The organism is Enterobacter sp. 3U4, assembly GCF_057224565.1.
In genome coordinates, this window is record NZ_CP136665.1 from 4,748,802 (window position 1) to 4,772,436 (window position 23,635).

The 23,635-nt window shown below is 59.4% G+C and carries 20 protein-coding genes; 9 read left to right on the plus strand and 11 right to left on the minus strand.

The features are described 5' to 3' along the window. Positions 1-126: 126 nt before the first annotated feature. The 4 genes from mzrA to RVY89_RS22675 form a co-directional block, all read right to left on the minus strand. A complete protein-coding gene (gene mzrA, locus RVY89_RS22660; RefSeq protein WP_484826493.1) occupies positions 127-510 on the minus strand; it encodes an EnvZ/OmpR regulon moderator MzrA in 384 nt (127 codons plus the stop codon). A gap of 2 nt (positions 511-512) precedes the next feature. Then, complete coding sequence (gene yqjA / locus RVY89_RS22665; RefSeq protein WP_023309289.1) at positions 513-1,175, minus strand: DedA family general envelope maintenance protein YqjA; 663 nt, start codon at positions 1,173-1,175, stop codon at positions 513-515. 344 nt (positions 1,176-1,519) lie between these two features. Continuing rightward, a complete protein-coding gene (gene exuR / locus RVY89_RS22670; RefSeq protein WP_023309288.1) occupies positions 1,520-2,296 on the minus strand; it encodes a transcriptional regulator ExuR in 777 nt (258 codons plus the stop codon). 121 nt (positions 2,297-2,417) lie between these two features. Next, complete coding sequence (locus RVY89_RS22675) at positions 2,418-3,716, minus strand: MFS transporter (RefSeq protein ID WP_484826494.1); 1,299 nt, start codon at positions 3,714-3,716, stop codon at positions 2,418-2,420. Positions 3,717-4,191: 475 nt separating this feature from the next. On the opposite strand from RVY89_RS22675, the gene uxaC reads away from it, so the two are divergent. Then, positions 4,192-5,604: a glucuronate isomerase gene (gene uxaC / locus RVY89_RS22680; RefSeq protein ID WP_484826495.1), complete on the plus strand. Its 1,413-nt coding sequence runs from the start codon at positions 4,192-4,194 to the stop codon at positions 5,602-5,604. Between the two features lie 17 nt (positions 5,605-5,621). Further along, positions 5,622-7,109 carry a UxaA family hydrolase gene (locus RVY89_RS22685; protein WP_484826496.1) on the plus strand — a complete coding sequence of 496 codons (1,488 nt, stop codon included), beginning with the start codon at positions 5,622-5,624 and terminating at the stop codon, positions 7,107-7,109. Between the two features lie 92 nt (positions 7,110-7,201). Here RVY89_RS22685 and sstT read toward each other — a convergent pair whose 3' ends face one another. The 4 genes from sstT to RVY89_RS22705 all read right to left on the minus strand — a co-directional run bounded on the left by sstT (position 7,202) and on the right by RVY89_RS22705 (position 11,473). Continuing rightward, positions 7,202-8,443, minus strand: a complete 1,242-nt coding sequence (sstT, locus tag RVY89_RS22690) for a serine/threonine transporter SstT (protein ID WP_484826497.1) — start codon at positions 8,441-8,443, stop codon at positions 7,202-7,204. A gap of 237 nt (positions 8,444-8,680) precedes the next feature. Then, the gene (locus tag RVY89_RS22695; protein WP_023309283.1) at positions 8,681-9,649 is read right to left on the minus strand and encodes a TerC family protein; all 969 of its coding nucleotides are present in this window, start codon (positions 9,647-9,649) and stop codon (positions 8,681-8,683) included. 251 nt (positions 9,650-9,900) lie between these two features. Continuing rightward, positions 9,901-10,899 carry a Gfo/Idh/MocA family protein gene (locus tag RVY89_RS22700; protein WP_484826498.1) on the minus strand — a complete coding sequence of 333 codons (999 nt, stop codon included), beginning with the start codon at positions 10,897-10,899 and terminating at the stop codon, positions 9,901-9,903. A 70-nt stretch (positions 10,900-10,969) separates the two neighbouring features. Next, a complete protein-coding gene (locus RVY89_RS22705) occupies positions 10,970-11,473 on the minus strand; it encodes a YgjP-like metallopeptidase domain-containing protein (RefSeq protein WP_131633444.1) in 504 nt (167 codons plus the stop codon). Between the two features lie 83 nt (positions 11,474-11,556). Here RVY89_RS22705 and rlmG point away from each other — a divergent pair, with 83 nt between their 5' ends. Further along, positions 11,557-12,693: a 23S rRNA (guanine(1835)-N(2))-methyltransferase RlmG gene (rlmG, locus tag RVY89_RS22710; RefSeq protein WP_484826499.1), complete on the plus strand. Its 1,137-nt coding sequence runs from the start codon at positions 11,557-11,559 to the stop codon at positions 12,691-12,693. A gap of 138 nt (positions 12,694-12,831) precedes the next feature. Here rlmG and RVY89_RS22715 read toward each other — a convergent pair whose 3' ends face one another. From RVY89_RS22715 to lsrR, 3 genes are all read right to left on the minus strand, one after another. Beyond that, positions 12,832-14,853 carry an oxidoreductase gene (locus RVY89_RS22715; protein ID WP_484826500.1) on the minus strand — a complete coding sequence of 674 codons (2,022 nt, stop codon included), beginning with the start codon at positions 14,851-14,853 and terminating at the stop codon, positions 12,832-12,834. 175 nt (positions 14,854-15,028) lie between these two features. Continuing rightward, the gene (lsrK, locus tag RVY89_RS22720; RefSeq protein WP_484826501.1) at positions 15,029-16,657 is read right to left on the minus strand and encodes an autoinducer-2 kinase; all 1,629 of its coding nucleotides are present in this window, start codon (positions 16,655-16,657) and stop codon (positions 15,029-15,031) included. A gap of 33 nt (positions 16,658-16,690) precedes the next feature. Beyond that, positions 16,691-17,662: a transcriptional regulator LsrR gene (gene lsrR, locus RVY89_RS22725; RefSeq protein ID WP_484826502.1), complete on the minus strand. Its 972-nt coding sequence runs from the start codon at positions 17,660-17,662 to the stop codon at positions 16,691-16,693. A gap of 215 nt (positions 17,663-17,877) precedes the next feature. On the opposite strand from lsrR, the gene lsrA reads away from it, so the two are divergent. From lsrA to lsrG, 6 genes are read left to right on the plus strand one after another with little or no spacing between them, the layout of a single operon-like run. Continuing rightward, positions 17,878-19,365 carry an autoinducer 2 ABC transporter ATP-binding protein LsrA gene (gene lsrA, locus RVY89_RS22730; protein ID WP_484827983.1) on the plus strand — a complete coding sequence of 496 codons (1,488 nt, stop codon included), beginning with the start codon at positions 17,878-17,880 and terminating at the stop codon, positions 19,363-19,365. Beyond that, positions 19,362-20,393 carry an autoinducer 2 ABC transporter permease LsrC gene (gene lsrC / locus RVY89_RS22735; protein ID WP_484826503.1) on the plus strand — a complete coding sequence of 344 codons (1,032 nt, stop codon included), beginning with the start codon at positions 19,362-19,364 and terminating at the stop codon, positions 20,391-20,393. Before lsrA ends, lsrC begins: the two co-directional genes overlap by 4 nt. Next, on the plus strand, positions 20,394-21,371 hold the full coding sequence (gene lsrD / locus RVY89_RS22740) for an autoinducer 2 ABC transporter permease LsrD (RefSeq protein WP_484826504.1): 978 nt from the start codon (positions 20,394-20,396) through the stop codon (positions 21,369-21,371). Position 21,372: 1 nt separating this feature from the next. After that, the gene (gene lsrB / locus RVY89_RS22745) at positions 21,373-22,374 is read left to right on the plus strand and encodes an autoinducer 2 ABC transporter substrate-binding protein LsrB (RefSeq protein WP_484826505.1); all 1,002 of its coding nucleotides are present in this window, start codon (positions 21,373-21,375) and stop codon (positions 22,372-22,374) included. Between the two features lie 11 nt (positions 22,375-22,385). Further along, positions 22,386-23,273, plus strand: a complete 888-nt coding sequence (gene lsrF, locus RVY89_RS22750) for a 3-hydroxy-5-phosphonooxypentane-2,4-dione thiolase (protein WP_484826506.1) — start codon at positions 22,386-22,388, stop codon at positions 23,271-23,273. Next, positions 23,270-23,563 carry a (4S)-4-hydroxy-5-phosphonooxypentane-2,3-dione isomerase gene (lsrG, locus tag RVY89_RS22755; protein WP_003862606.1) on the plus strand — a complete coding sequence of 98 codons (294 nt, stop codon included), beginning with the start codon at positions 23,270-23,272 and terminating at the stop codon, positions 23,561-23,563. Before lsrF ends, lsrG begins: the two co-directional genes overlap by 4 nt. Positions 23,564-23,635: the final 72 nt, after the last annotated feature.

The window sequence follows — 23,635 nt, forward strand, 5'->3', positions numbered from 1 at the left end:
TGTGTGGCGGCATAAGCCGCTATCCAAAGTTATGCGGAGTACATCGAGGGGTGCTCCGCGTACTTAAGCATAGTAAGTAAACGGGGGATTCACCAAAGTGAGTGAAAAGATTCGGAATCCTGGAAGTTATCCAAACCGATGCGACGTATCGCGAATAAGCGACAGCCAGGCTGCAGGCTGGCTGTCATCTTCCTGCTGAGCAATGATGTACCCGTGCGGCAGCGTACGGTCGAGAACCACTTTCGCGGCGGCACTTTGCGCACGGGAATCGAACTTGATCAGTAAAACATCGTCCTGCGGGGTGATGCTCTTAAAGCGGATCCCGTTCGCATCCAGATGATGCCATACAGAAAAACCGTCAGGCACGCTGGCACCCTGGTTCACCGGGCGAATGGCCAGCGTGGATTCCTGGTGCGAAAGCGCGCTCCATGCCAGCAGCATGGCGCTGAGCACCATCAGCGCAATCACGGCGCAGGCAAAACGGCGCAGGGCGAGCGGTGAGATAGCCATCGTTAGCCTCTGGCTCCGTATTTCTTTTTCCACAGCACGACCAGGGAGCCGATCAGGCCGAAGACCAGCAGCACAACGGGGAGCAGCATCAGGCAGGACATGAGCTGGTCTTCATATTTCATAAAGACCGGCGTTTTACCCAAGGCATAGCCGAGCGTCGTCAGAATAAGCACCCATAACAGGCCGCTCATCCAGTTAAAGAACTGGAAGCGCGCGCTGCTCAGCCCCGACAGACCGGCAATGGTCGGCAGCAGGGTACGTACAAACGCGATAAAGCGGCCAATCAGCAGCGCGGAAAGCCCGTGCTTATGGAAAAGGTGGTGCGCCCGCTGATGATAATGTGCAGGCAGGTGCGAGAGCCAGTTCTGGACGATCCGGGTATTGCCCAGCCATCTCCCCTGGATGTAACTCACCCAGCAGCCGAGGCTGGCCGCGACGGTCAGTAATAAAATGGTGTGCGGAAACGCCATCGCCCCTTTGGCACACAGCACGCCGACAAGCACCAGCAAACTGTCACCGGGCAGGAAGGCTGCAGGCAGCAAACCGTTCTCAAGGAACAGGATCATAAACAAGACGAAATAGAGCATGCCAATCATGGAAGGGTTGGCCAGCGTTTCAAAATCCTGCGCCCAGAGGGCATGCAGCAGTTGGGTCAAAAGTTCCATTCAGTGTTCCTGGAAATCGGTTAACGTCACGCCTGTTATCCGGGGCAAACAGCACGGCGACATTGTTGTGATTTCATTATGGTCGCTCGCGGACACATTGCGGTGTGGCCAACACGGTTTCCTGTTAATTGGCTGGTTAGCAAGCACTAACTTACAAGATAACGAAGTGAATCCAATTGTAACAAAGCCCAACGTTCTGCGTCACAGAATTTGCAGGCGTGAGTTGATTTTGGCGTAAGCCCAGGAAGTGAGCGAGGGGATTTACAAAGGCTGACACTATATATGTTTTGCTTACCCACTGAAGCCAGAAGGCGCAGCGAGGCGCCTGCCAGCGGGAAGGTCATCTATTTTGCGGCACTGGAGGCCGTATCGAGATGAACGACGGGATTATCGGCGAAAAGATAGCGGTCAGCGTTAAATTCGAAGTCATCGCTGGTTTCATTGAACAGCATCTGCTTGGTGTTTTCCAGGTGCTGCCACATCGCCAGCTTAGCGGCATGGGGATCTTTACGAATCAGCGCCTTAAGGATTTGATCGTGATCGTCACACCAGTTGTCGACGGTTCGGGAATCGATATGGTCGTGCAGTTTTTTCCAGTACGGGTTGTGAACGCGCTGAGTCCACATTTTCTCAACGATTGCCGCCAGCGCCGTATTCTGGGTTGCCAGGGCGACCTGGACGTGGAACTGGAGATCCCACTCTGAATCGCGGAAACATTTTTCCTTACGGGCATTTTCCTGGATTTCCATCAGCTTCATGATGTCCTGCTTGGTCACCTGCGTCGCCGCAAATTCGGCAATGTTGCTTTCAATCAGCTGGCGAGCCTGGAGCAGCTCAAACGGACCATAGCTGGCGAATTCCAGGCTTTCGTCCGCGACGGGAGAGTGTTTTGGCAGATTGGAAATGACGTGAATGCCGGAACCTTTGCGTACCTCAACGTAGCCTTCCACTTCCAGCATGATGATCGCTTCGCGCACCACGGTGCGGCTGACGCTTTTTTCATCCGCGATGAAGCGCTCGGCGGGAAGTTTATCACCGACAAGATAGACCCCTTGCTCGATGCGATCTTTCAGCTCCGCAGCAAGTTGCTGATATAAACGACGTGGTTCGGTGATTTCCATATGCGCTCCAGGCAGGGTACGGCAGATGATTTGTTATACCACTTTTGCGTGCCACTCTCCAGATTTTGCCATTAAAAAAGCCGCCCGAAGGCGGCTTTTGAGAAGATTTTGCCGGGTGGCGCTAACTCTGCGTGGCCGGTTTCCCGAGCGTCTCTTTCGCCAGCTCCTCTGCCGATTTGCTTTTCAGCACCGTCCAGATCACCACCGCGCCCAGCAGGTCGAAGATAGCCAGCACGGCGAACAGCGGGCTGAAGCCGATGGTATCTGCCAGCGCGCCGACGACCAGCGCAAACATCGTACTCGCGGTCCAGGCGGCCATGCCGGTAAGGCCGTTGGCGGTGGCCACTTCGTTACGACCAAAGACGTCAGACGAGAGCGTAATCAGCGCGCCGGACAGGGACTGGTGCGCAAAACCACCGATGCACAGCAGGGCAATGGCGACGTACGGGCTGGTGAACAGGCCGATCATGCCCGGGCCAATCATCAGCAGGGCGCCCATGGTCACCACCATCTTACGGGAAACAATCAGGTTCACCCCAAACCAGCGCTGGAACAGCGGCGGCAGGTAGCCGCCCACGATACAGCCCAGGTCAGCGAACAGCATGGGCATCCAGGCGAACATCGCGATCTCTTTCAGGTTAAAGCCGTAGACTTTAAACATGAACAGCGGGATCCACGCGTTAAAGGTACCCCACGCCGGTTCAGCCAGGAAGCGCGGCAGGGCAATACCCCAGAACTGACGGGTGCCCAGGATCTGCCAGACGGTCATTTTCTTGCCGTTGTTGGTCTGATGCTGTGCTTCCTGACCACCAATGATGTATTCGCGTTCTTCTTCGGAGAGTTTTTTCTGATCGCGCGGGTGTTTATAGAAAACCAGCCACGCCATCGCCCAGGCAAAGCTCAGCACGCCAGAGATAATGAACGCCATCTGCCAGCTGTGCATCACGATGGCCCACACCACCAGCGGCGGTGCAATCATTGCCCCGATGGACGAGCCTACGTTGAAGTAGCCGACCGCAATGGAACGCTCTTTTGCCGGGAACCATTCAGAGCTGGCCTTGAGGCCGGCCGGGATCATCGCGGCTTCTGCCGCACCGACCGCACCACGCGCCAGCGCCAGGCCGCCCCAGCTTCCCGCCAGCGCGGTGGCGCCGCAGAACACAGCCCAGGCGATAGCGAAGAAGGCATAACCGATTTTGGTACCGAGAATATCCAGCACATAGCCTGCCACAGGCTGCATGATGGTATACGCCGCGGAATAGGCGGCAATGATGTAGGAGTATTGCTGTGTGGAGATATGCAGCTCTTCCATTAACGTCGGCGCTGCGGCTGCCACGGTGTTACGCGTCAGGTAGCCCAGCACGGTGCCTAACGTCACCAGTGCGATCATATACCAACGTAACCCTTTAATTTTACGCATCTAAAACCTCATCGTTATGTTATGTCCGCGCCAGAGCACGGCAACCTCTCAACCGTTTCCGGGAGCAGTTGTGTAACGGGAGGGGCGTAGCGGGAGCATGTCCCGGAACGGCCCGAACCTTGCCATAAGTAAGCGTGCATAAGTCGGTATCCGTACCGTTAAACCCGATGCCTCTCACACCGGTAATGCATTCCGTCGGCTTAGCGTTTGCGACGGCGAAAAGATAACTTGTCATACAACTTTAAAAGGTGAGTGACATCACAAATGTATGATTCTTTGTAGGGACATTAAACGCTGCGCGCAAAGCCAGTAATGGCGCGGCCTGTAGAAGTGTTTACGCTATCGAGGGTGATTTATTTGTTGGCGTTTATTGATCTCACTCACGAAAAAAGCTTCGGCGGGTGGAAATTGGTGTGATAACTTTGCAGCATATGAACATACGCTTTCTGACGCTCCCGTAATGAGGAAGACGATAATGACGCCGTTTATGACCGACGATTTTCTGTTAGATACCGAATTTGCTCGCCGCCTGTACCACGACTACGCAAAAGATCAGCCGATTTTCGACTACCACTGCCATTTACCGCCGCAGCAGGTTGCCGAAAATTATCGTTTCAAAAACCTGTATGATATCTGGCTGAAGGGTGACCACTACAAATGGCGCGCCATGCGCACCAACGGTGTGGCGGAACGCCTGTGTACCGGTGACGCCACCGACCGCGAGAAGTTTGATGCCTGGGCGGCGACCGTTCCTCACACCATCGGTAACCCGCTCTACCACTGGACGCACCTCGAGCTGCGTCGTCCGTTTGGCATCACCGGCAAACTGCTCTCCCCAACGACCGCTGATGAAATCTGGGATCGATGCAATGCGCTGCTGGCGCAGGAGAACTTCTCCGCGCGCGGCATCATGAAGCAGATGAACGTGAAGATGGTGGGCACCACCGACGATCCGATTGATTCCCTGGAGCATCATGCCGTTGTCGCCAAAGACACCTCGTTTGATATCAAAGTGCTGCCAAGCTGGCGCCCGGACAAAGCCTTCAACATTGAGCAGGCCACGTTTAATGACTACATGGCGAAGCTGGCGGAAGTGTCCGATACCGACATCCGTCGTTTCACCGATCTGCAAACCGCGCTGACCAAACGTCTGGATCACTTCGCGGCGCACGGCTGTAAAGTCTCTGACCACGCGCTGGACGTCGTACTGTTCGCGGAATCAAACGAGGCCGAGCTGGACAGCATCCTTGCGCGTCGCCTGTCCGGTGAATCGCTTAGCGAGCACGAAGTGGCGCAGTTCAAAACGGCGGTACTGGTGTTCCTCGGTGCGGAATACGCCCGTCGCGGCTGGGTACAGCAGTACCACATCGGCGCGCTGCGCAATAATAACCAGCGCCAGTTCAAACTGATCGGTGCGGACGTGGGCTTCGACTCCATCAACGACCGCCCGCTGGCGGAAGAGCTGTCCAAACTGCTGAGCAAACAGAACGAGCAAAACCTGCTGCCGAAAACCATCCTGTACTGCCTGAACCCGCGCGATAACGAAGTGCTGGGTACCATGGTCGGCAATTTCCAGGGCGAAGGGATGCCGGGCAAAATGCAGTTCGGTTCCGGCTGGTGGTTCAACGATCAGAAGGACGGCATGGAGCGTCAGATGACGCAGCTGGCGCAGCTTGGCCTGTTAAGCCGCTTTGTCGGCATGCTGACCGACAGCCGCAGCTTCCTGTCCTATACCCGTCATGAATATTTCCGCCGCATTCTGTGCCAGATGATTGGCCGCTGGGTGCACGCGGGCGAAGCGCCGGCGGATATCCAGCTGCTGGGCGACATGGTGAGAAACATCTGCTTTAACAATGCGCGTGACTACTTCGGCATTGAACTGAACTAAGGCCGTTTGAGGTTGATATGCAATACATCAAAATCCATTCGCTGGATAACGTGGCCGTCGCGCTGACGGATCTCGCTGAAGGCGACGTGGCGATCGTTGATAACCAGAGCGTCACCCTGCGTCAGGCGATTGCTCGCGGACACAAGTTTGCCGTGAAGCCTCTCGCTAAAGGGGACAACGTCATTAAGTACGGTCTTCCGATTGGGCATGCGCTGGCGGATATCGTGCCGGGTGAACATCTTCATTCCCATAATACCCGCACTAATCTGAGCGATCTGGACGAGTACAGCTATCAACCTGATTTACCTGGGGCACAAGAGCAGGCGGCGGATCGTGAAGTGCAGATCTACCGCCGCGCCAGCGGCGACGTGGGGATCCGCAACGAGCTGTGGATCCTCCCGACCGTTGGCTGCGTGAACGGGATTGCGCGTCAGATCCAGACGCGCTTCCTGAAAGAGACCAATAATGCCGAAGGCACCGACGGCGTGCATCTGTTCAGCCACACCTACGGCTGCTCCCAGCTCGGTGACGACCACATTAACACCCGCACCATGCTGCAAAATATGGTGCGTCACCCGAACGCGGGCGCGGTGCTGGTGATTGGCCTGGGCTGCGAGAACAACCAGGTCGATGCCTTCCGCGACACGCTGGGCGAGTTTGACCCTGAGCGCGTGCATTTTATGGTGTGCCAGCATCAGGATGACGAAGTGGAGGCGGGCGTTGAGCAGCTTCATCAGCTGTATGAAGTGATGCGCCACGACAGGCGCGAGCCGGGCAAGCTGAGCGAGCTGAAGTTTGGTCTGGAGTGCGGCGGGTCTGATGGCCTTTCCGGCATTACCGCCAACCCGATGCTGGGGCGCTTCTCGGATTACGTGATTGCCAACGGCGGCACGACGGTGTTGACCGAGGTGCCGGAGATGTTTGGTGCGGAACGTATTCTGATGAGCCACTGCCGCGACGAGGAGACGTTTGAAAAAACGGTCACCATGGTGAACGACTTCAAACAGTACTTCATTGCCCACAATCAGCCGATTTACGAGAACCCGTCGCCGGGTAACAAAGCGGGTGGGATCACAACGCTTGAGGAAAAATCCCTCGGCTGCACCCAGAAAGCGGGCGCGAGCCAGGTGGTTGACGTTCTGAGCTACGGCGAGCGCCTGAAAACGCACGGTCTGAACCTGCTGAGCGCGCCGGGTAACGATGCGGTCGCCACCAGCGCGCTGGCCGGTGCCGGCTGCCACATGGTGCTGTTCAGCACCGGGCGCGGCACGCCGTACGGCGGTTTTGTGCCGACGGTGAAAATCGCCACCAACAGCGAGCTGGCAGCGAAGAAAAAACACTGGATCGACTTTGATGCCGGGCAGCTTATCCACGGCAAGACGATGCCGCAGCTGCTGACGGAATTCGTGGACGCGATTGTGGAATTTGCCAACGGCAAGCAGACCTGCAACGAGAAGAACGACTTCCGCGAGCTGGCGATTTTTAAGAGCGGTGTGACGCTTTGATCGGTGCGGCCTGATGCCCTCACCCTAACCCTCTCCCACGGGGAGGGGGTACAAACATTAAAAACGGCAACCTCAGGGTTGCCGTTTTGCTGTTAACCTCGCAGGGCGTTCTTCGCTAAACGCGCGTCTTCCGCCTGGCACACGGCGGCGGTAAACATCACGTCGGTGGAGGAGTTGATCGCGGTTTCGCAGGAGTCCTGCAATACGCCGATGATAAAGCCCACCGCAACCACCTGCATGGCGATCTCGTTCGGGATGCCGAACATATTACACGCCAGCGGGATCAGCAGCAGGGAACCGCCCGCCACGCCGGATGCGCCGCAGGCACACAGCGAGGCCACCACGCTCAGCAGCAGCGCGGTTGGCAGATCCACCGGAATACCCAGCGTATGCACCGCGGCCAGCGTAAGCACCGTAATGGTGATGGCCGCTCCCGCCATATTGACGGTCGCACCCAGCGGAATGGATACGGAGTAGGTATCGCGGTCCAGATTCAGCTTCTCGCACAGGGTCATGTTGACCGGAATATTTGCCGCCGAGCTGCGGGTGAAGAAGGCGGTCACGCCGCTTTCGCGCAGGCACATCAGCACCAGCGGATACGGATTACGACGGGTTTGCAGAAATACCAGCAGCGGATTAATCACCAGTGCTACGACGGCCATACAGCCAATCAGCACCAGCAGCAGCTGCGCATAGCCCCACAGCGCGCCGAAACCGGTGGTTGCCAGCGTGGATGCCACGAGGCCAAAAATACCAATCGGCGCAAAGCGGATGACCACCGTCACGATAAACGTGACGGCGTGAGAAAGATCGTTAACCAGGTTTTTGGTCGTGTCGTTGCTGTGGCGCAGAGCGAAGCCCAGGCCGACGGCCCAAACCAGGATCCCGATGTAGTTCGCGTTAATCAACGCATGGATCGGGTTGGCAACAATGCTCATCAGCAGGCCGTGCATCACCTCCACAATACCCGCGGGCGGCGTAATGTCGGTAGCGCCAGTGGTCAACTGCAGCGTGGACGGGAAGATAAAGCTAACGACAACCGCCGTCAGCGCGGCCGAGAACGTCCCCAGCAGATACATCCACAGAATCGGGCGAATATTGGTTTTCTGCCCCTGCTGGTGGTTGGCGATTGAGGCCATCACCAGCGTCAAAACCAGAACCGGCGCGACCGCTTTCAGCGCGCCGACGAACAGTGTGCCGAGCAGGCCAGTGGCCTCGGCGGCAGGTTTTGAGATCAGTGCCAGCGCGACGCCGAGCACCAGTCCAACCAGTATTTGCTTAACAAGGCTGCCGCGCGACAGACGCGCAAGCAGGCCCGATGAGGATGTCGTCATGAGCGTTCCTTAAGTGAAATTGCGTTCCATCCCGGATGTGCTCTTAGTCACATTTATGTCCGGATGTAAGTAAATGTTTGCATGGTCGAGTATAGGGAAAGCGTCTGCGGAGGGAAGCGTAAAATGCTGGATTTTACGTGTTGCATCATATTTTTTAACTACTGCGTTACAAAAGTGTGTTCACCCTCTCCCTGTGGGAGAGGGCCGGGGTGAGGGCATCAGCCCGCACCGAACGTTTTACTCCACCTGCTGCTTCTTATCGTGCTGGCGGTTAACCCAGGTATTGATAATCAGCGTCACGATCAGAATGCCAAACACCACGCCGAGCGAAATAGCGATCGGGATATGGTAGAAATCAACGATCAGCATTTTGATACCGATAAACACCAGGATCACCGACAGGCCGTACTTCAGCATCGAGAAGCGCTCCGCCGCGCCCGCCAACAGGAAGTACATCGCACGCAGGCCGAGGATCGCAAACAGGTTAGAGGTCAGGACGATGAACGGATCCGTAGTGACCGCAAAAATGGCCGGGATGCTGTCCACGGCGAAAATCACGTCGCTCAGCTCAACCAGAATCAGCACCAGCAGCAGCGGAGTGGCAAACAGCAGGCCGTTCTTGCGTACGAAGAAGTGCTCGCTCTCGATCTTGTCGGTCATGCGCAGATGGCCGCGGATCCACTTCACCAGCGGGCGATCGCCAATCGCGGAGCCATCTTCTTTCGCCAGCGCCATTTTGACCCCGGTGAACAGAAGGAACGCGCCGAAGACGTACAGCAGCCATTCGAACTGGGTTATCAGCCAGCTGCCGGCGAAGATCATGATGGTACGAAGGATAATCGCGCCCAGCACGCCGTAGACCAGCACGCGGCGCTGCAGGGCCGCAGGCACGGCGAAATAGCTGAACAGCATCAGCCAGACGAAGACGTTATCGACCGCCAGGGCTTTTTCAATCAGATAGCCGGTGAGGAAGGCGAGTGCCTGAGGATCGGCCACCGCGCGGCCTTCGGTCGAGGCCAGATACCACCAGAAGGCGGCACAGAAGAGCAGGGAGAGGGTGACCCACACCAGCGACCAGGCCGCAGCCTGTTTCATGGTCATGCCGTGCGCGCCGCGACGCCCCTGTAAAAAGAGGTCGATCGCCAGCATGATGAGCACGACAACCGCGAATCCGCCCCACAACATGGGAGTGCCGACAGAATGCATACTATTTTCCTTACACATAAAAAACAAAAACGGCCATGGTCAGAAGACGATAGCCGTTAGCTTTTTATGCATAGACCTCGCCTTCCGGCAAGGTCTCACTTACAACCACGAGGGTTGCCCGGCGACCGGATGCGGCATTGCACGCATCGTAATGACGATCCACCGACGAAGAAGTTACTCCCCTTTGCAGGTAACAAAATATGTCAGACCATTGGTTTCGTCAATGGTCTGCGCCGTTTCATTACACAGCTTTACGCGATAGCTTCCGCGCTCACGCCGTCAGCCGGGAACACCACGCCTGTCTGACGGCGGATCTCCGTTTGCAGCTTCGCCGTGGTGCGGCTCACCGCAAGGCCTGGGTGATTCACTTCGTTGTCTTCCACCAGACGGGCGAAGACCTCTGCCTCATAGAGCATAGTGTTAATATGCTGAGGCTGCGTCAGCTCCTGCGCTTTGCCGCCGCGCGGCACAAAGCTCACCTTCTGGCATTCGGAGATCTTCTCGATAACCAGCGAGCCCGCTTCGCCCTGAATTTCGCTCGGCAGCACGGAATCGCTCACCTTGGAGTGCTGCAGCGTGACGCTGAAATCACCGTAATCCAGCACCGCTATGCCGTGCGCATCCACGCCGCTCTCCAGCAGGCTGGCGGTAGCCGTGACGCCGTGCGGCTCGCCCCACAGTGCCACGGCAGAGGCCAGGCAGTAGAAGCCGATATCCATAATCGAGCCGTTAGAGAAGGCCGGGTTAAAGGTGTTCGGGTTCTCGCCGTCGAGATAGCGCTGATAGCGCGACGAGTACTGGCAGTAGTTGATAAAGGCTTTACGCACTTTGCCAATTTTCGGCAGTGACTGCTGCAGCAGCAGGAAATTCGGCAGGCTGGCGGTTTTGAAGGCTTCGAACAGCACCACCTGGTTTTCGCGGGCAAGCGCAATGGCCGCTTCGACTTCCTGGATATTCGACGCCAGCGGCTTCTCGCAAATCACATGCTTTTTATGGCTGAGGAACAGCTTCGTTTGCGGGAAGTGCAGGGAGTTCGGGCTGGCGATATACACCGCGTCAATGGCGTCGCTTTGCGCCATCTCATCAAGCGAGGTGAAGAGATGCTCGACGAGGTAATCGTTGGCAAAACTCTGCGCCTGCTCAAGGCTGCGGGAATAGACTGCGGTAAGTTTCAGTTTGCCGGTTTCGTGGGCGGCGTCGACGAACTGGCGCGTGATCCAGTTCGTACCAATGACTGCGAAACGTATCATAAACGTTTACGTACTCCGTAGCGGGGAACCTTTAGCCACTGTAGCACGTCATCATGACAATTCGCGTGCGCTATTCCGCATTACCTTTTAACGATAAATGCGTAAGCCACAGCCGGGTATCAAACTCCAGCTGATGGTACTGCGGCTCCATGTGGCAGCACAGGGAATAGAAGGCTTTGTCGTGCTCTTTCTCTTTCAGGTGCGCCAGCTCGTGCACCACGATCATCCGCAGAAACGCTTCCGGCGCGTTACGGAAAACCGTCGCGACGCGGATCTCCGCCTTGGCCTTCAGCTTGCCGCCCTGTACGCGGGAGATGGCGGTGTGCAGGCCGAGCGCGTTTTTCAGCACGTGGATCTTATTGTCGTACATCACCTTGTTGATCGGCGGGGCGCTTCTCAGATACCGGTTTTTCAGATCCTGCGTATACTGCCAGAGTGCTTTATCGGTCGCGAAATCGTGCGTGCCGGGGTAGCGTTTTTCCAGCACCGCGCCGAGCTTCTGCTCGGCAATCAGGCTGCGAACCTGAGTCAGTAAATGCTCCGGATAGCCCTGGAGATAAGTAAGTTGGTTCATCAACGCCCCAAATCGACAATAAAACGGGTATACTCACGCACCCTTTTCAGGGATACGCCAAATTTTACCATTCAGGAGGGCCGATGAGCCACTTAGACAACGGTTTCCGTTCACTCAACCTTAAACGTTTCCCGGAAACGGACGACGTTAACCCGCTTCAGGCGTGGGAAGCGGCGGATGAATATCTGCTGCAGCAGTTGGATGACACAGAAATCCGCGGCCCGGTTTTGATCCTGAACGACGCCTTTGGCGCGCTGGGCTGCGCCCTGGCGGAACACGCGCCTTACAGCATCGGCGATTCCTACTTAAGCGAGCTGGCGACGCGTGAAAACCTGCGCCATAACGACCTCGAAGAGTCCAGCGTGAAGTTCCTCGACAGCACCGCGGACTACCCGCAGGCGCCGGGCGTGGTGCTGATCAAAGTGCCAAAAACCATGGCGCTGCTGGAGCAGCAGCTGCGCGCGCTGCGTAAGGTCGTGACGCCTGAAACGCGCATCATCGCGGGTGCCAAAGCGCGCGATATTCACACTTCAACGCTGGAGCTGTTCGAGAAAGTTCTTGGCCCAACCACCACCACGCTGGCGTGGAAAAAAGCGCGCCTGATCAACTGTACTTTCACCGCACCTGAGCTGGCCGACGCGCCAGAGACCCTGAGCTGGAAGCTGGAAGGGACCGACTGGACCATCCACAACCACGCGAACGTCTTCTCACGTACCGGTCTGGATATCGGCGCGCGCTTCTTTATGGAACATCTGCCGGAAAATCTGGAAGGTGAAATTGTCGATCTGGGCTGCGGTAACGGCGTGATTGGCCTGACGCTGCTGGCGAAGAACCCGGAAGCCAGCGTGGTGTTCAGCGACGAGTCGCCAATGGCGGTGGCCTCCAGCCGTCTGAACGTGGAAACCAACATGCCGGACGCGCTGGATCGCTGCGAATTTATGATCAACAACGCGCTGTCTGGGGTAGAGCCGTTCCGCTTTAACGCCGTGTTCTGCAACCCGCCTTTCCATCAGAAGCACGCCCTGACGGATAACGTCGCGTGGGAGATGTTCCACCACGCGCGCCGCTGCCTGAAGATCAACGGCGAGCTGTACATCGTGGCCAACCGCCACCTGGACTACTTCCACAAGCTGAAGAAGATTTTCGGCAACTGCGTCACCATTGCGACGAACAATAAGTTTGTGGTGCTGAAGTCGGTGAAGCTGGGACGTCGTCGATAAGATTGTTTTGCCCGGTGGCGCTTCGCTTGCAAAGGCCTACCTAGTGTGCGGTCTGATGCCCGGTGGCGCTGCGCTTACCGGGCCTACAACGGCCTCGAACCCGTAGGCCCGGTAAGCGCAGCGCCACCGGGCAATGTTTTAGATCTCCAGAGCTAACTTCGTTCCCTGCGCAATCGCCCGCCGCGCGTCCAGCTCCATCGCTACGTCGCACCCGCCAATCAGATGCACCGTTTTACCGGCCTCGCGCAGCGGATCTGCCAGATCGCGCTTCGGCTCCTGCCCGGCACATAAAATGACGTGATCCACGCGCAGCAGCTGCGGTTCGCCGCCGATCGTGACGTGCAGACCCTCGTCGTCGATCTTCTCGTAGCTTACCGCCGGGATCATCTTCACCCCACGCGAGAGCAGGGTAGCGCGGTGGATCCAGCCGGTGGTTTTGCCCAGCCCTTCGCCCGGCTTGCTGGCTTTACGCTGCAGCATCACGATCTGGCGCGGGCTTTTCGGCAGCTGCGGCCCTTCCGGGCGTAATCCGCCGGACTGGCTAAGGCTGGTATCAATGCCCCATTCGACGCAAAACTCGGCAATGTTCTGGCTGGTCGCCTCGCCCGGCTGGCTCAAATACATGGCGGTATCAAAGCCGATCCCGCCGCAGCCGATAATCGCCACCTTCTCGCCAACCGGCGTTTTGTCACGCAATACATCCAGATAGCTCAACACCTTCGGATGATCGATACCCTCGATCGCTGGCAGGCGCGGTACGATCCCGCTCGCCAGGATCGTCTCATCGAAATCAGTCAGATCCGCCGCGCTGACAAACTGATTAAGCCGCAGCTCGACGCCCGTCAGCTCGATCATCCGGCGGTAGTAACGCAGCGTTTCGTAGAACTCCTCTTTGCCTGGGATCTGTTTGGCGATATTAAACTGCCCGCCAATCTCCCCGAGCGCATCAAACAGCGTCACGCTGTGCCCGCGCGAGGCGGCATTCACTGCAAACGCCAGCCCCGCCGGGCCTGCGCCCACTACGGCCAGGCGTTTTTTATTGACCGCCGGAACGACCGGCATTTTGGTTTCGTGGCAGGCGCGCGGGTTGACGAGACAGGAGGTGACCTTGCCAACGAAGATCTGATCCAGGCAGGCCTGGTTACAGCCGATGCAGGTGTTGATCTCATCCGCACGGCCGCTTTGCGCTTTGGAGAGTAGCTCTGCATCCGCAAGGAACGGCCGCGCCATTGAGACCATGTCGGCGTCGCCGCGTGAAATCACATCGTCCGCCACCTGCGGGTCGTTAATGCGGTTGGTGGTCACCAGCGGAACAGACACTTTGCCCTTCAGCCTGCGCGTCACCCAGCTGAACGCCGCGCGCGGCACCGGCGTGGCGATGGTCGGGATGCGCGCCTCGTGCCAGCCGATGCCGGTGTTGATAATTGTGGCACCTGCGGCTTCAATCGCCTGCGCCAGCTGCACGGTTTCATCGAACGTTCCGCCGCCCTCCACCAGGTCGAGCATCGACAGGCGGAAGACGATAATAAAATCAGCCCCTGCACGTTCGCGCACCGCGCGCACCACCTCCACGGCAAAGCGCATCCGGCGGGCATAGTCGCCGCCCCATTCGTCTTCACGGTGGTTGGTGCGGGCGGCGAGAAACTCGTTGATCAGGTAGCCTTCTGAGCCCATCACCTCAACGCCGTCGTAGCCCGCCTCGCGCGCCAGTGCCGCGCAGCGGGCGAAGTCGTCAATCAGCGCCAGGATCTCGTCGTGGGTGAGGGCGTGAGGTTTAAAACGGTTAATCGGTGCCTGAAGAGCCGATGGCGCGACCAGATTCGGCTGATAGCTGTAGCGTCCGGTGTGCAGAATTTGCAGGGCGATTTTTCCGCCCTCGCGGTGTACCGCGTCGGTCACAATGCGGTGGTGCGGCAGCTGTGACGCATCGTTCAGGACCGCGCCGCCCTCCATGCCCACGCCGGAAGGGGCAGGGGCCACGCCGCCGGTGACGATCAGCGCCACCCCGTGGCGGGCGCGCTCGGCATAGAAAGCCGCCAGACGCTCGGCCCCGTCCGGGTGCTCCTCCAGCCCGGTGTGCATCGACCCCATCAACACGCGGTTTTTGAGTGTGGTGAACCCCAGATCGAGAGGGGCGAATAACGACGGGTAGCGGCTCATAGTCTCTTCCAGTGTAAAATTATTGTTATGTGGTCGGATGAGTTACTAATTTAGCCAGCGGCAGCGGAAAGGTAAAAGCGGGATCGAATGATTGTGATAGATCTCAAAGAACTTCCCCTCACCCTAACCCTCTCCCCGGAGGGGAGAGGGGACTGGCCGGTGCGGCCTTAAAGAATCAGCTCGATCTGGTTTTTTCCCTCTCCCCTATGGGGAGAGGGGCAGGGTGAGGGGTATGGGTTTTTACTAACCCCGGCGCCTGCCACATCGACGTCGTCAGCCCGCTGTCCACCAGCCCGAGCTGGTCCGCATATACCGCCTGCCATTTCTGCATCATGCCGTCGTACAGCTCGCGATGTACCGGGTTTGGCGTGAATTCGCGGCTCCACTTCACCAGCCGCTCGCCCGTCGAGGCCATATCGGCAAACAGCCCTGCGCCAACGCCTGCCGCAATGGCGCAGCCCAGCGCCGTCGCCTCCTTCACTTCCGGCACGCGCACCGGCAGCCCGGTAACGTCGCTTAAAATCTGGCTCCACAGCGCACCTTTCGAGCCCCCGCCCGCAAAGACCAGGCTTTCAAACGTCACGCCGGAGAAGTGGGAGATCTGCGCCAGGTTACAGGCCGAGACGATCGCCGCGTTCTCCTCCAGGGCGCGGAACAGCGTCGCTTTATTGCATTTTTCTGGGTCGATGGAGAGGTTAATAAACGACGGCGCGGCGTGGTACCACTGCTTAAAATGCATGGCGTCGGAGAAGATTGGCATCACCCCGTGGGAGCCCGCCGGCACCCGGCTGGCCATCTCTTCCAGCAGAGAATAGGTGTCCATCCCCATCCGCTCGGCAATCAGCTTTTCCTCCGCGCAGAAGGCGTCGCGGAACCAGCGCATGGTCAGCCCGGTAAAGAAGCTGATCGACTCCGCCTGCGCCATGCCGGGGATAACGTGCGGGTTGACGCGGATGTTCATCTCGGGGTCGGTGCGCACCTGTGGCAGGTTCACCACCTGCTGCCAGAAGGTGCCGCCCAGCACCGCCGTCTGCCCGGCGCGAACCACGCCCAGCCCCAGACACCCCAGTTGCACGTCGCCGCCGCCCATGACGACCGGCGTGCCTTCGCGCAGGCCGCTTTGCTGCGCGGCCTCTTTGGTGATAGCGCCCAGCACGGTGCCGGTCTCTTTCACCGGGGAGAGAATATCGGCGCGCAGCCCGGCCATGTCGAGCAGCGCCGGACGCCAGTCGCGGGAAAACAGATCCAGCATGCCGGTGGTGCCCGCGTTAGACGGGTCGACCGCCAGCTCGCCGGAGAGCTTCGCCGCCAGCCAGTCGCTGATCATGGTGATGGTCGCGGCCTTGCGGTAAATATCCGGACGATGGTGTGCCAGCCACAGCAGGCGCGGCATGGCGCTCAGCGCCAGCGTCTGCCCGGAAACGTCATACACTTCGGATTCAAAACGATAGTCGTGGATCTCTTTGAGTTCGGCCACCTCGCGGCTGGCGCGGGCGTCAACGTTGGCGCAGGCCCAGATGGCCTCGCCGTTGCGGTCGTAAAGCACGATCCCTTCGCGCATGGAGCAGCAGGCGACGGACTGAACATCCGCCGCGCCCATATTCGCGCGCGTCAGCGCCTGATGAATGCACTGGCAGGCCAGCTGCCAGTTGGTCTCGAGGTCGAACTCCATCGACCCCGGTACGTTCTCCACGCTCAGGTGCTTCCACTCGGCCTGGCCGACGGCAATCTGGTTGCCCTGCAAATCAAAAATCACGGCGCGAACGCTACCGGTCCCTGCATCTAACGCTAAAAGGTAACTCATGAGCTTGCCTCGCTGTTAGCGCAGGGCGGGCTCTCATATGGCCAGAGCCAGCACCGCGCGGGCTGTCGTCTCCTCCGTCACCAGGCCATTGATACGGCGACCCTTCAGTGCGGCATAAATCGCATCGGCTTTCTCTTCACCTCCGGCCACGCCAACGATGGTGGGCAGCTGCGCCAGCTCATCAAGCGAGACGCCGAGTAATTCTTTATGGATCTCCAGCTCCTCGACGCACTCCCCTTCGGCATTGAGGAAATAGCCGAGAATGTCGCCGACCGCCCCTTTGCGGGCGTACATCAGCTGTTCACCTTCGCTGATATAGCCGGATCGCAAGATCGTGGCGTCACGGCGCTGGTTCACCGACCCAATGCCGACCACCGCCACGTCAGCGGCGGTGGCGGCGAGGATTACGTCCCGCACGCTGGTTTCACGTTTTAAGATCCCGGCCACCTCGGCGGATGACACGCGAAGCGGGGCGGGGATCATGCTGACGCTGCAGGCCGCATCCAGCTGGCCGATACCGGTCATGTACGGCCCGACGCCGCCGGAGAGCGTCACCAGGCGGATCTGCTGCGAGCTGATAAAGCCGCTCAGGTGCTGCAGGCTGCTCATGGTGGTTTCACCAAACCCCACCGCCAGCAGTTGGCCGGGCTCCAGTACGCCCATCAGCGACTGCGCCGCGCCAATGCCCAGCCGCACGTTCATCGGCGGCGTATTCAGGGCGGGCATCACGCGCACCAGCTTCAGGTCAAAGCGCTGCTGTAGCTCGGTTTCCAGCGCCAGGCAGCCCTCGTAGCGGGAGTTGATCTGCACGCGGATCACCCCGGACTGACGGCCCTTCTCCAGCAGGCGGGAGATTTTTAATCGCGGCAGCCCGAGCCGCTCGCCGATATCGTTCTGGGTCAGCCCGTCGTGGTAGTAGCACCAGGCCACGCGCGCCACCAGCTCCTCTTCCGCCAGTGCCAGCCCGGCAAACCGTCCTTCTTCCGCAGTGCGTTTATCGCTCATAGTTGAACTCTTATAAAAATTTAGATCATATGTTCGTGATGGCGCGAAGGGAAAGTGTGAGCCACGCGACAAAACGGATCATTTCGATCGTTTCTGGTTTATCTGAATCTCAATCGATAAAACTGTGATCCCTGCACGGTTGTAAATATAGTTCACCGTCTACGCTTTTGAACATTATTAAATCTAAAAATCATTTGTTCAATAGCGGAGCGATGATGACCTCACTTCTCGACGCGCGGAATATCAGCAAGCAGTTCTCAGGCGTGCCGGTCCTAAAAGGCATTGATTTCACGCTGCTTGCGGGCCAGGTGCACGCGCTGATGGGTGGAAACGGCGCGGGAAAATCGACGCTGATGAAGATCATCGCCGGGGTCGAGACGCCGGACAGCGGTGAACTTTCCGTCGAGGGGCAGTCATATGCGCGGCTCACGCCCGTGCAGGCGCACAGGTTAGGCATTTACCTGGTGCCGCAGGAGCCGCTGCTGTTCCCCAACCTGACGGTGCGGGAAAATATCCTGTTCCGCCTGCCGCGCGAGCGCGATCTGGAAAAGCGGCTGGAGGAGAAACTTGAGCAGCTGCAGTGCCAGCTTAACCTCGACGCCGCCGCCAGCACCCTGGAGGTGGCGGATCAGCAGATGGTGGAGATCATGCGCGGATTAATGCGCAACGCCCGGATCCTGATCCTCGACGAACCCACAGCCTCCCTCACGCCGGGTGAAACCGAACGGCTGTTCCGCCAGATCCGCGCCCTGCAGGCGCTCGGCGTCGGGATTGTTTTTATCTCCCATAAGCTGCCGGAAATTCGCATGCTTTCGAGCCACGTCTCGGTGATGCGCGACGGTGCGGTGGTGCTGAGCGGTGAAACCGCGCAGTTCGACGACAGCGCCCTGATCGCCGCCATGACGCCGGTGAGCCGGGAGAAATCCCTGAGCGATACGCAAAAGCTGTGGCTGGCGCTGCCGGGCAACCGTCGCACCCAGCCGCAGGATTTCCCGGTGCTGCGGGTGGACGATCTCACCGGGGAAGGGTTTATCGATCTCAGCCTTGAGATCTACGCCGGAGAGATCGTTGGCCTGGCAGGGCTGGTGGGATCCGGACGTACCGAGTTTGCCGAAACCCTCTACGGCCTGCGGCCGGTACGTGGAGGCCGCATCTGGCTGGAGAACCAGGAGATCGCCGGCGATCCGGTAAGTTCACGCCTGGAAAAAGGGCTAGTCTACCTGCCGGAAGACAGGCAGGTGTCCGGCCTGTTCCTCGACGCACCGATCCGCTGGAACACCGTGGCGTTGAACGAGCCGTCGCTCTGGCAGCAGCGCAAGCGGGAGTCTGCGGTGGTGGAGCGCTATCACCGGGCGCTGGGGATCAAGCTCAACCATGCGGATCAAACCGTGCGCACGCTCTCCGGCGGCAACCAGCAGAAGGTGCTGCTGGCGCGTTGTCTGGAGGCAAATCCTTTACTGCTGATCGTCGATGAACCGACGCGCGGGGTGGACGTCTCGGCGCGCGCCGATATCTATCAGCTCATCAAAAGCGTGGCGGCGCAGAACGTTGCGGTGCTGATGATCTCAAGCGATCTCGATGAGTTTCCGGGCCTCGCGGACCGGGTGCTGGTGATGCATCAGGGCGTACTCAGCGGCGAGCTGCCGCGCCATGCCGTCAGCCTCGACAGAATGATGGCGCTGGCGTTCGGAGGGCAAGCATGAAGACTTTACTGAAAAACCGCGAGCTGAGCGCGTTTCTCGCCATTCTGGCGCTGTTCGCCGTGCTGGTAGCGCTCAATCCGTCCTACCTGAGTTTGCAGACGCTGGGGATGATCTTCACCAGTTCGCAGATCCTGATCCTGCTGGCGATCGGCGCGGCGCTGGTGATGCTGACCCGCAATATCGACGTCTCCGTGGGGTCAACCGTCGGGCTGTCCGCCATTGCCGTCGGCGTGGCGCTCAACAGCGGCTACAGCCTGCCGGTTTCCATTCTCTTCGCGCTCACGGTTGGCGCGCTGGCCGGGGCGTTCAACGGGTTTCTGGTGGTGGGGCTGCGCATCCCGGCGATTGTCGCCACCCTCGGCACGCTGGGGCTGTATCGCGGGGCAATGCTGCTCTGGACGGGCGGAAAGTGGATTGAAGGGCTGCCGCCGGGGTTGAAATCCCTCTCAGAACCTGTTGCCATCGGCATTTCGCCGCTCGGCATGGTGGTGTTGACGATCGTGCTTATCGGCGCCTGGACGCTGTCGCGCACCGCGTTCGGGCGTGATTTCTATGCCGTGGGCGATAACCTCGCCGCGGCGCGCCAGCTGGGCGTAGCGGTGAACCGCACCCGCATGATCGCCTTTACCCTGAACGGCATGCTGGCAGCCTGCGCCGGGATCGTCTTTGCCGCGCAGATTGGCTTTGTGCCCAACCAGACCGGCAGCGGGCTGGAGATGAAGGCCATCGCAGCCTGCGTCCTCGGCGGCATTTCGCTGCTGGGCGGCACGGGCACGCTGATCGGCGCGTTGCTCGGCGCGTTCTTCCTCACCCAAATCGACACCGTGCTGGTGCTGTTCAGGCTCCCGGCGTGGTGGAACGACTTTATCGCCGGGCTGGTGCTGCTGGGCGTGCTGGTGCTCGACGGGCGCCTGCGCCAGGCGCTGGCGCGCCATCAGCGGGCGCTGAAGTATGGTCGCTTCCAGCCGGGTAACAAAGGGGGAAAGCACGTCACCCCGTTTCCCAAACGCAAAAAAGAGGTGGCGTAAATGAGACTTAACTGGGAAAGCGCGCTGCTGATTTTACTGGTGCTGGAGATCCTGCTCTTCGGCGCCATCAACCCGCGCATGCTCGATATCAACATGCTGCTGTTCAGCACCAGCGACTTCATCTGCATCGGCATTGTGGCATTGCCGCTCACGCTGGTCATCATCAGCGGCGGGATCGACATTTCACTCGGCTCAACCATCGGACTGTGCGCCATCGCGCTGGGCGTGATGATGCAGGCGGGGTGGCCGATGGCGGTCGCCGTTCCATTGACGCTGCTGCTCGGACTGCTGTGCGGGCTGGTGAATGCGGCGCTGATCCACTACACCGGCATTAGCCCGCTGGTGATTACCCTCGGCACGCTCTACCTCTACGGCGGCGGGGCGCTGCTGCTCTCCGGCATGGCGGGGGCCACGGGCTACGAGGGCATCGGCGGCTTCCCGGACAGCTTCACGGCGTTCGCTAACCTCACGATGTTGGGCCTGCCGATCCCGCTGGTGCTGTTCGCGGTGATTACCGTCTTCTTCTGGCTGATTACCCATCGCGGGCGCTTTGGCCGTCATCTGTTTTTGATTGGACAGAATCCTCGCGCGGCGCGCTATGCGGCGCTGTCGGTGAACGGCATGCCCTACGCGCTGTACGGCCTGGTGGGTGTAGCCTCGGCGATTGCCGCGCTGGTGATGGTCTCCTATTTCGGATCCGCGCGTTCGGATCTGGGGCGGGATTTACTGATGCCCGCGCTCACTGCCGCCGTGCTCGGCGGGGCCAATATCTACGGCGGCTCAGGTTCGGTTGTCGGCACGGCGCTGGCGGCGCTGCTGGTGGGCTACCTGCAGCAGGGTTTACAGATGGTCGGCATCCCCAACCAGGTGTCGAGCGCGCTGTCAGGGGCGCTGCTGGTTGTGGTGGTGATGGGACGTTCGCTGAGTCTGCACCGCGAGTGGGTGCGATCTCTCTTCAGAAAACTATCCGGAGCGTAAGATGAAAACAAAACTGCTCGTCCTGGCAATGGCCCTTAGCTTCGCTTCGGCGCAGGCGGCGGACCGCATTGCCTTTATCCCCAAGCTGGTGGGCGTCGGCTTCTTTACCAGCGGCGGCAACGGCGCGAAAGAGGCGGGGAAAGATCTTGGCGTGGACGTCACCTACGACGGTCCGACCGAGCCGAGCGTCTCCGGCCAGGTGCAGCTCATCAATAACTTCGTCAACCAGGGCTATAACGCCATCATCGTCTCCGCCGTGTCGCCGGACGGGTTGTGTCCGGCGCTTAAGCGCGCGATGCAGCGCGGCGTTAAGGTTCTGACCTGGGACTCCGACACCAAACCGGAGTGCCGCAGCATCTACATTAACCAGGGGACGCCGGAACAGCTGGGCGGCCTGCTGGTGGAGATGGCGGGCAAGCAGGTCACCAAACCGAATGCCAAAGTGGCGTTCTTCTACTCCAGCCCGACCGTCACCGACCAGAACCAGTGGGTGAAAGAGGCGAAGGCCAAAATCGAGAAAGATCATCCCCAGTGGCAGGTCGTAACGACCCAGTTTGGCTATAACGACGCCACCAAATCGTTGCAAACCGCCGAAGGGATCTTAAAAGCGTATCCGGATCTGGATGCGATCGTTGCCCCGGACGCCAACGCGCTGCCTGCCGCGGCGCAGGCGGCGGAGAACCTGAAGCGCGAAGGGGTGGCGATTGTCGGCTTCAGCACGCCGAACGTGATGCGTCCGTACGTTGAGCGCGGCACGGTAAAAGCCTTCGGCCTGTGGGATGTGGTGCAACAGGGCAAAATTGCGGTCAATGTCGCCGATCGCCTGCTGAAAAAAGGCGATCTTAACGTGGGCGACAGCGTAGACGTAAAAAATATCGGCGCGCTGAAGGTCGAGCCGAACAGCGTGCAGGGCTACCAGTATGAGGCGAAGGGCAACGGCATCGTGCTGCTGCCGGAGCGGGTGGTGTTCACCAAAGAGAACATCAGCAAATACGATTTCTGACGGGGGAGCAAATGGCTGATTTAGACGACATCAAAGACGGCAAGGATTTTGGCATCGGCACGCCGCAGGTCAACGTGCCGTTCACGCTGAAGGGCTGCGGCTCGCTGGACTGGGGCATGCAGTCCCGCCTGGCGCGCATCTTCAACCCGCAGAGCAACCGCACGGTGATGCTGGCCTTCGATCACGGCTATTTTCAGGGGCCGACCACCGGCCTTGAGCGTATCGATCTCTCCATCGCGCCGCTGTTCGGTGAAACCGACGTGCTGATGTGTACCCGCGGCATCCTCAGGAGCCAGGTGCCCGCCGCGACGAACAGGCCGGTGGTGCTGCGCGCCTCCGGCGGTAACTCAATCCTGGGGGAGCTGTCGAACGAGTGCGTGGCGGTGGCGATGGAGGACGCGCTGCGCCTGAACGTCTGCGCCGTGGCGGCGCAGGTGTACATCGGCAGCGAGTTTGAGCACCAGTCGATCAACAACATCATCAAGCTGGTGGACGCGGGCGCGCGCTACGGCATGCCGACGCTGGCGGTAACGGGCGTGGGGAAAGAGATGGCGCGCGACGCGCGCTATTTCTCGCTCGCCAGCCGCATCGCCGCCGAAATGGGGGCGCAGTTCGTCAAAACCTACTACGTAGACGAGGGCTTTGAAAAAGTGACCGCCAGCTGCCCGGTGCCGATAGTCATCGCCGGGGGCAAAAAGCTGCCGGAGCACGAGGCGCTGGAGATGTGCTGGCGTGCGATTGACCAGGGCGCGTCCGGCGTGGACATGGGGCGCAACATCTTCCAGTCCAGCGCGCCGCTCGCCATGCTGAAGGCGGTGAAGAAAGTGGTTCATGAGAACTGGAATGCCCGCGATGCGTTCCAGTTCTGGCAGGAAGAGAAACAGGGAGAAGCAAAATGAACGTGACGCTGGTTGAGATCAATATCAAGCCCGAGCGGGTGGACGAGTTTCTGGAAGTGTTTCGCGCCAACCACGAGGGAGCGATCAAGGAGCCGGGGAACCTGCGCTTTGACGTATTGCAGGACCCGCGCGTGAAAACCCGCTTCTTTATCTACGAGGCCTATAAAGACGAGGAGGCGGTGCTGGCGCACAAGCAAACCCCGCACTATCTGGCGTGCGTGGATAAGCTTGAGGAATTGATGTCGGAGCCGCGCAAGAAACGCAGTTTTGTTGGGTTGTTGCCGGAGTAACGGATTTGCCCGGTGGCGCTGCGCTTACCGGGCCTACGGGTGCGGGATGGTGCGGTGTTTGCCCGGTGGCGC

Coding starts and splice junctions, on each gene's coding strand:
- mzrA (WP_484826493.1), bottom strand. CDS start 510: ATGGCTATCTCACCGCTCGCCCTGCGCCGTTTTGCCTGCGCCGTGATT.
- yqjA (WP_023309289.1), bottom strand. CDS start 1,175: ATGGAACTTTTGACCCAACTGCTGCATGCCCTCTGGGCGCAGGATTTT.
- exuR (WP_023309288.1), bottom strand. CDS start 2,296: ATGGAAATCACCGAACCACGTCGTTTATATCAGCAACTTGCTGCGGAG.
- RVY89_RS22675 (WP_484826494.1), bottom strand. CDS start 3,716: ATGCGTAAAATTAAAGGGTTACGTTGGTATATGATCGCACTGGTGACG.
- uxaC (WP_484826495.1), top strand. CDS start 4,192: ATGACGCCGTTTATGACCGACGATTTTCTGTTAGATACCGAATTTGCT.
- RVY89_RS22685 (WP_484826496.1), top strand. CDS start 5,622: ATGCAATACATCAAAATCCATTCGCTGGATAACGTGGCCGTCGCGCTG.
- sstT (WP_484826497.1), bottom strand. CDS start 8,443: ATGACGACATCCTCATCGGGCCTGCTTGCGCGTCTGTCGCGCGGCAGC.
- RVY89_RS22695 (WP_023309283.1), bottom strand. CDS start 9,649: ATGCATTCTGTCGGCACTCCCATGTTGTGGGGCGGATTCGCGGTTGTC.
- RVY89_RS22700 (WP_484826498.1), bottom strand. CDS start 10,899: ATGATACGTTTCGCAGTCATTGGTACGAACTGGATCACGCGCCAGTTC.
- RVY89_RS22705 (WP_131633444.1), bottom strand. CDS start 11,473: ATGAACCAACTTACTTATCTCCAGGGCTATCCGGAGCATTTACTGACT.
- rlmG (WP_484826499.1), top strand. CDS start 11,557: ATGAGCCACTTAGACAACGGTTTCCGTTCACTCAACCTTAAACGTTTC.
- RVY89_RS22715 (WP_484826500.1), bottom strand. CDS start 14,853: ATGAGCCGCTACCCGTCGTTATTCGCCCCTCTCGATCTGGGGTTCACC.
- lsrK (WP_484826501.1), bottom strand. CDS start 16,657: ATGAGTTACCTTTTAGCGTTAGATGCAGGGACCGGTAGCGTTCGCGCC.
- lsrR (WP_484826502.1), bottom strand. CDS start 17,662: ATGAGCGATAAACGCACTGCGGAAGAAGGACGGTTTGCCGGGCTGGCA.
- lsrA (WP_484827983.1), top strand. CDS start 17,878: ATGACCTCACTTCTCGACGCGCGGAATATCAGCAAGCAGTTCTCAGGC.
- lsrC (WP_484826503.1), top strand. CDS start 19,362: ATGAAGACTTTACTGAAAAACCGCGAGCTGAGCGCGTTTCTCGCCATT.
- lsrD (WP_484826504.1), top strand. CDS start 20,394: ATGAGACTTAACTGGGAAAGCGCGCTGCTGATTTTACTGGTGCTGGAG.
- lsrB (WP_484826505.1), top strand. CDS start 21,373: ATGAAAACAAAACTGCTCGTCCTGGCAATGGCCCTTAGCTTCGCTTCG.
- lsrF (WP_484826506.1), top strand. CDS start 22,386: ATGGCTGATTTAGACGACATCAAAGACGGCAAGGATTTTGGCATCGGC.
- lsrG (WP_003862606.1), top strand. CDS start 23,270: ATGAACGTGACGCTGGTTGAGATCAATATCAAGCCCGAGCGGGTGGAC.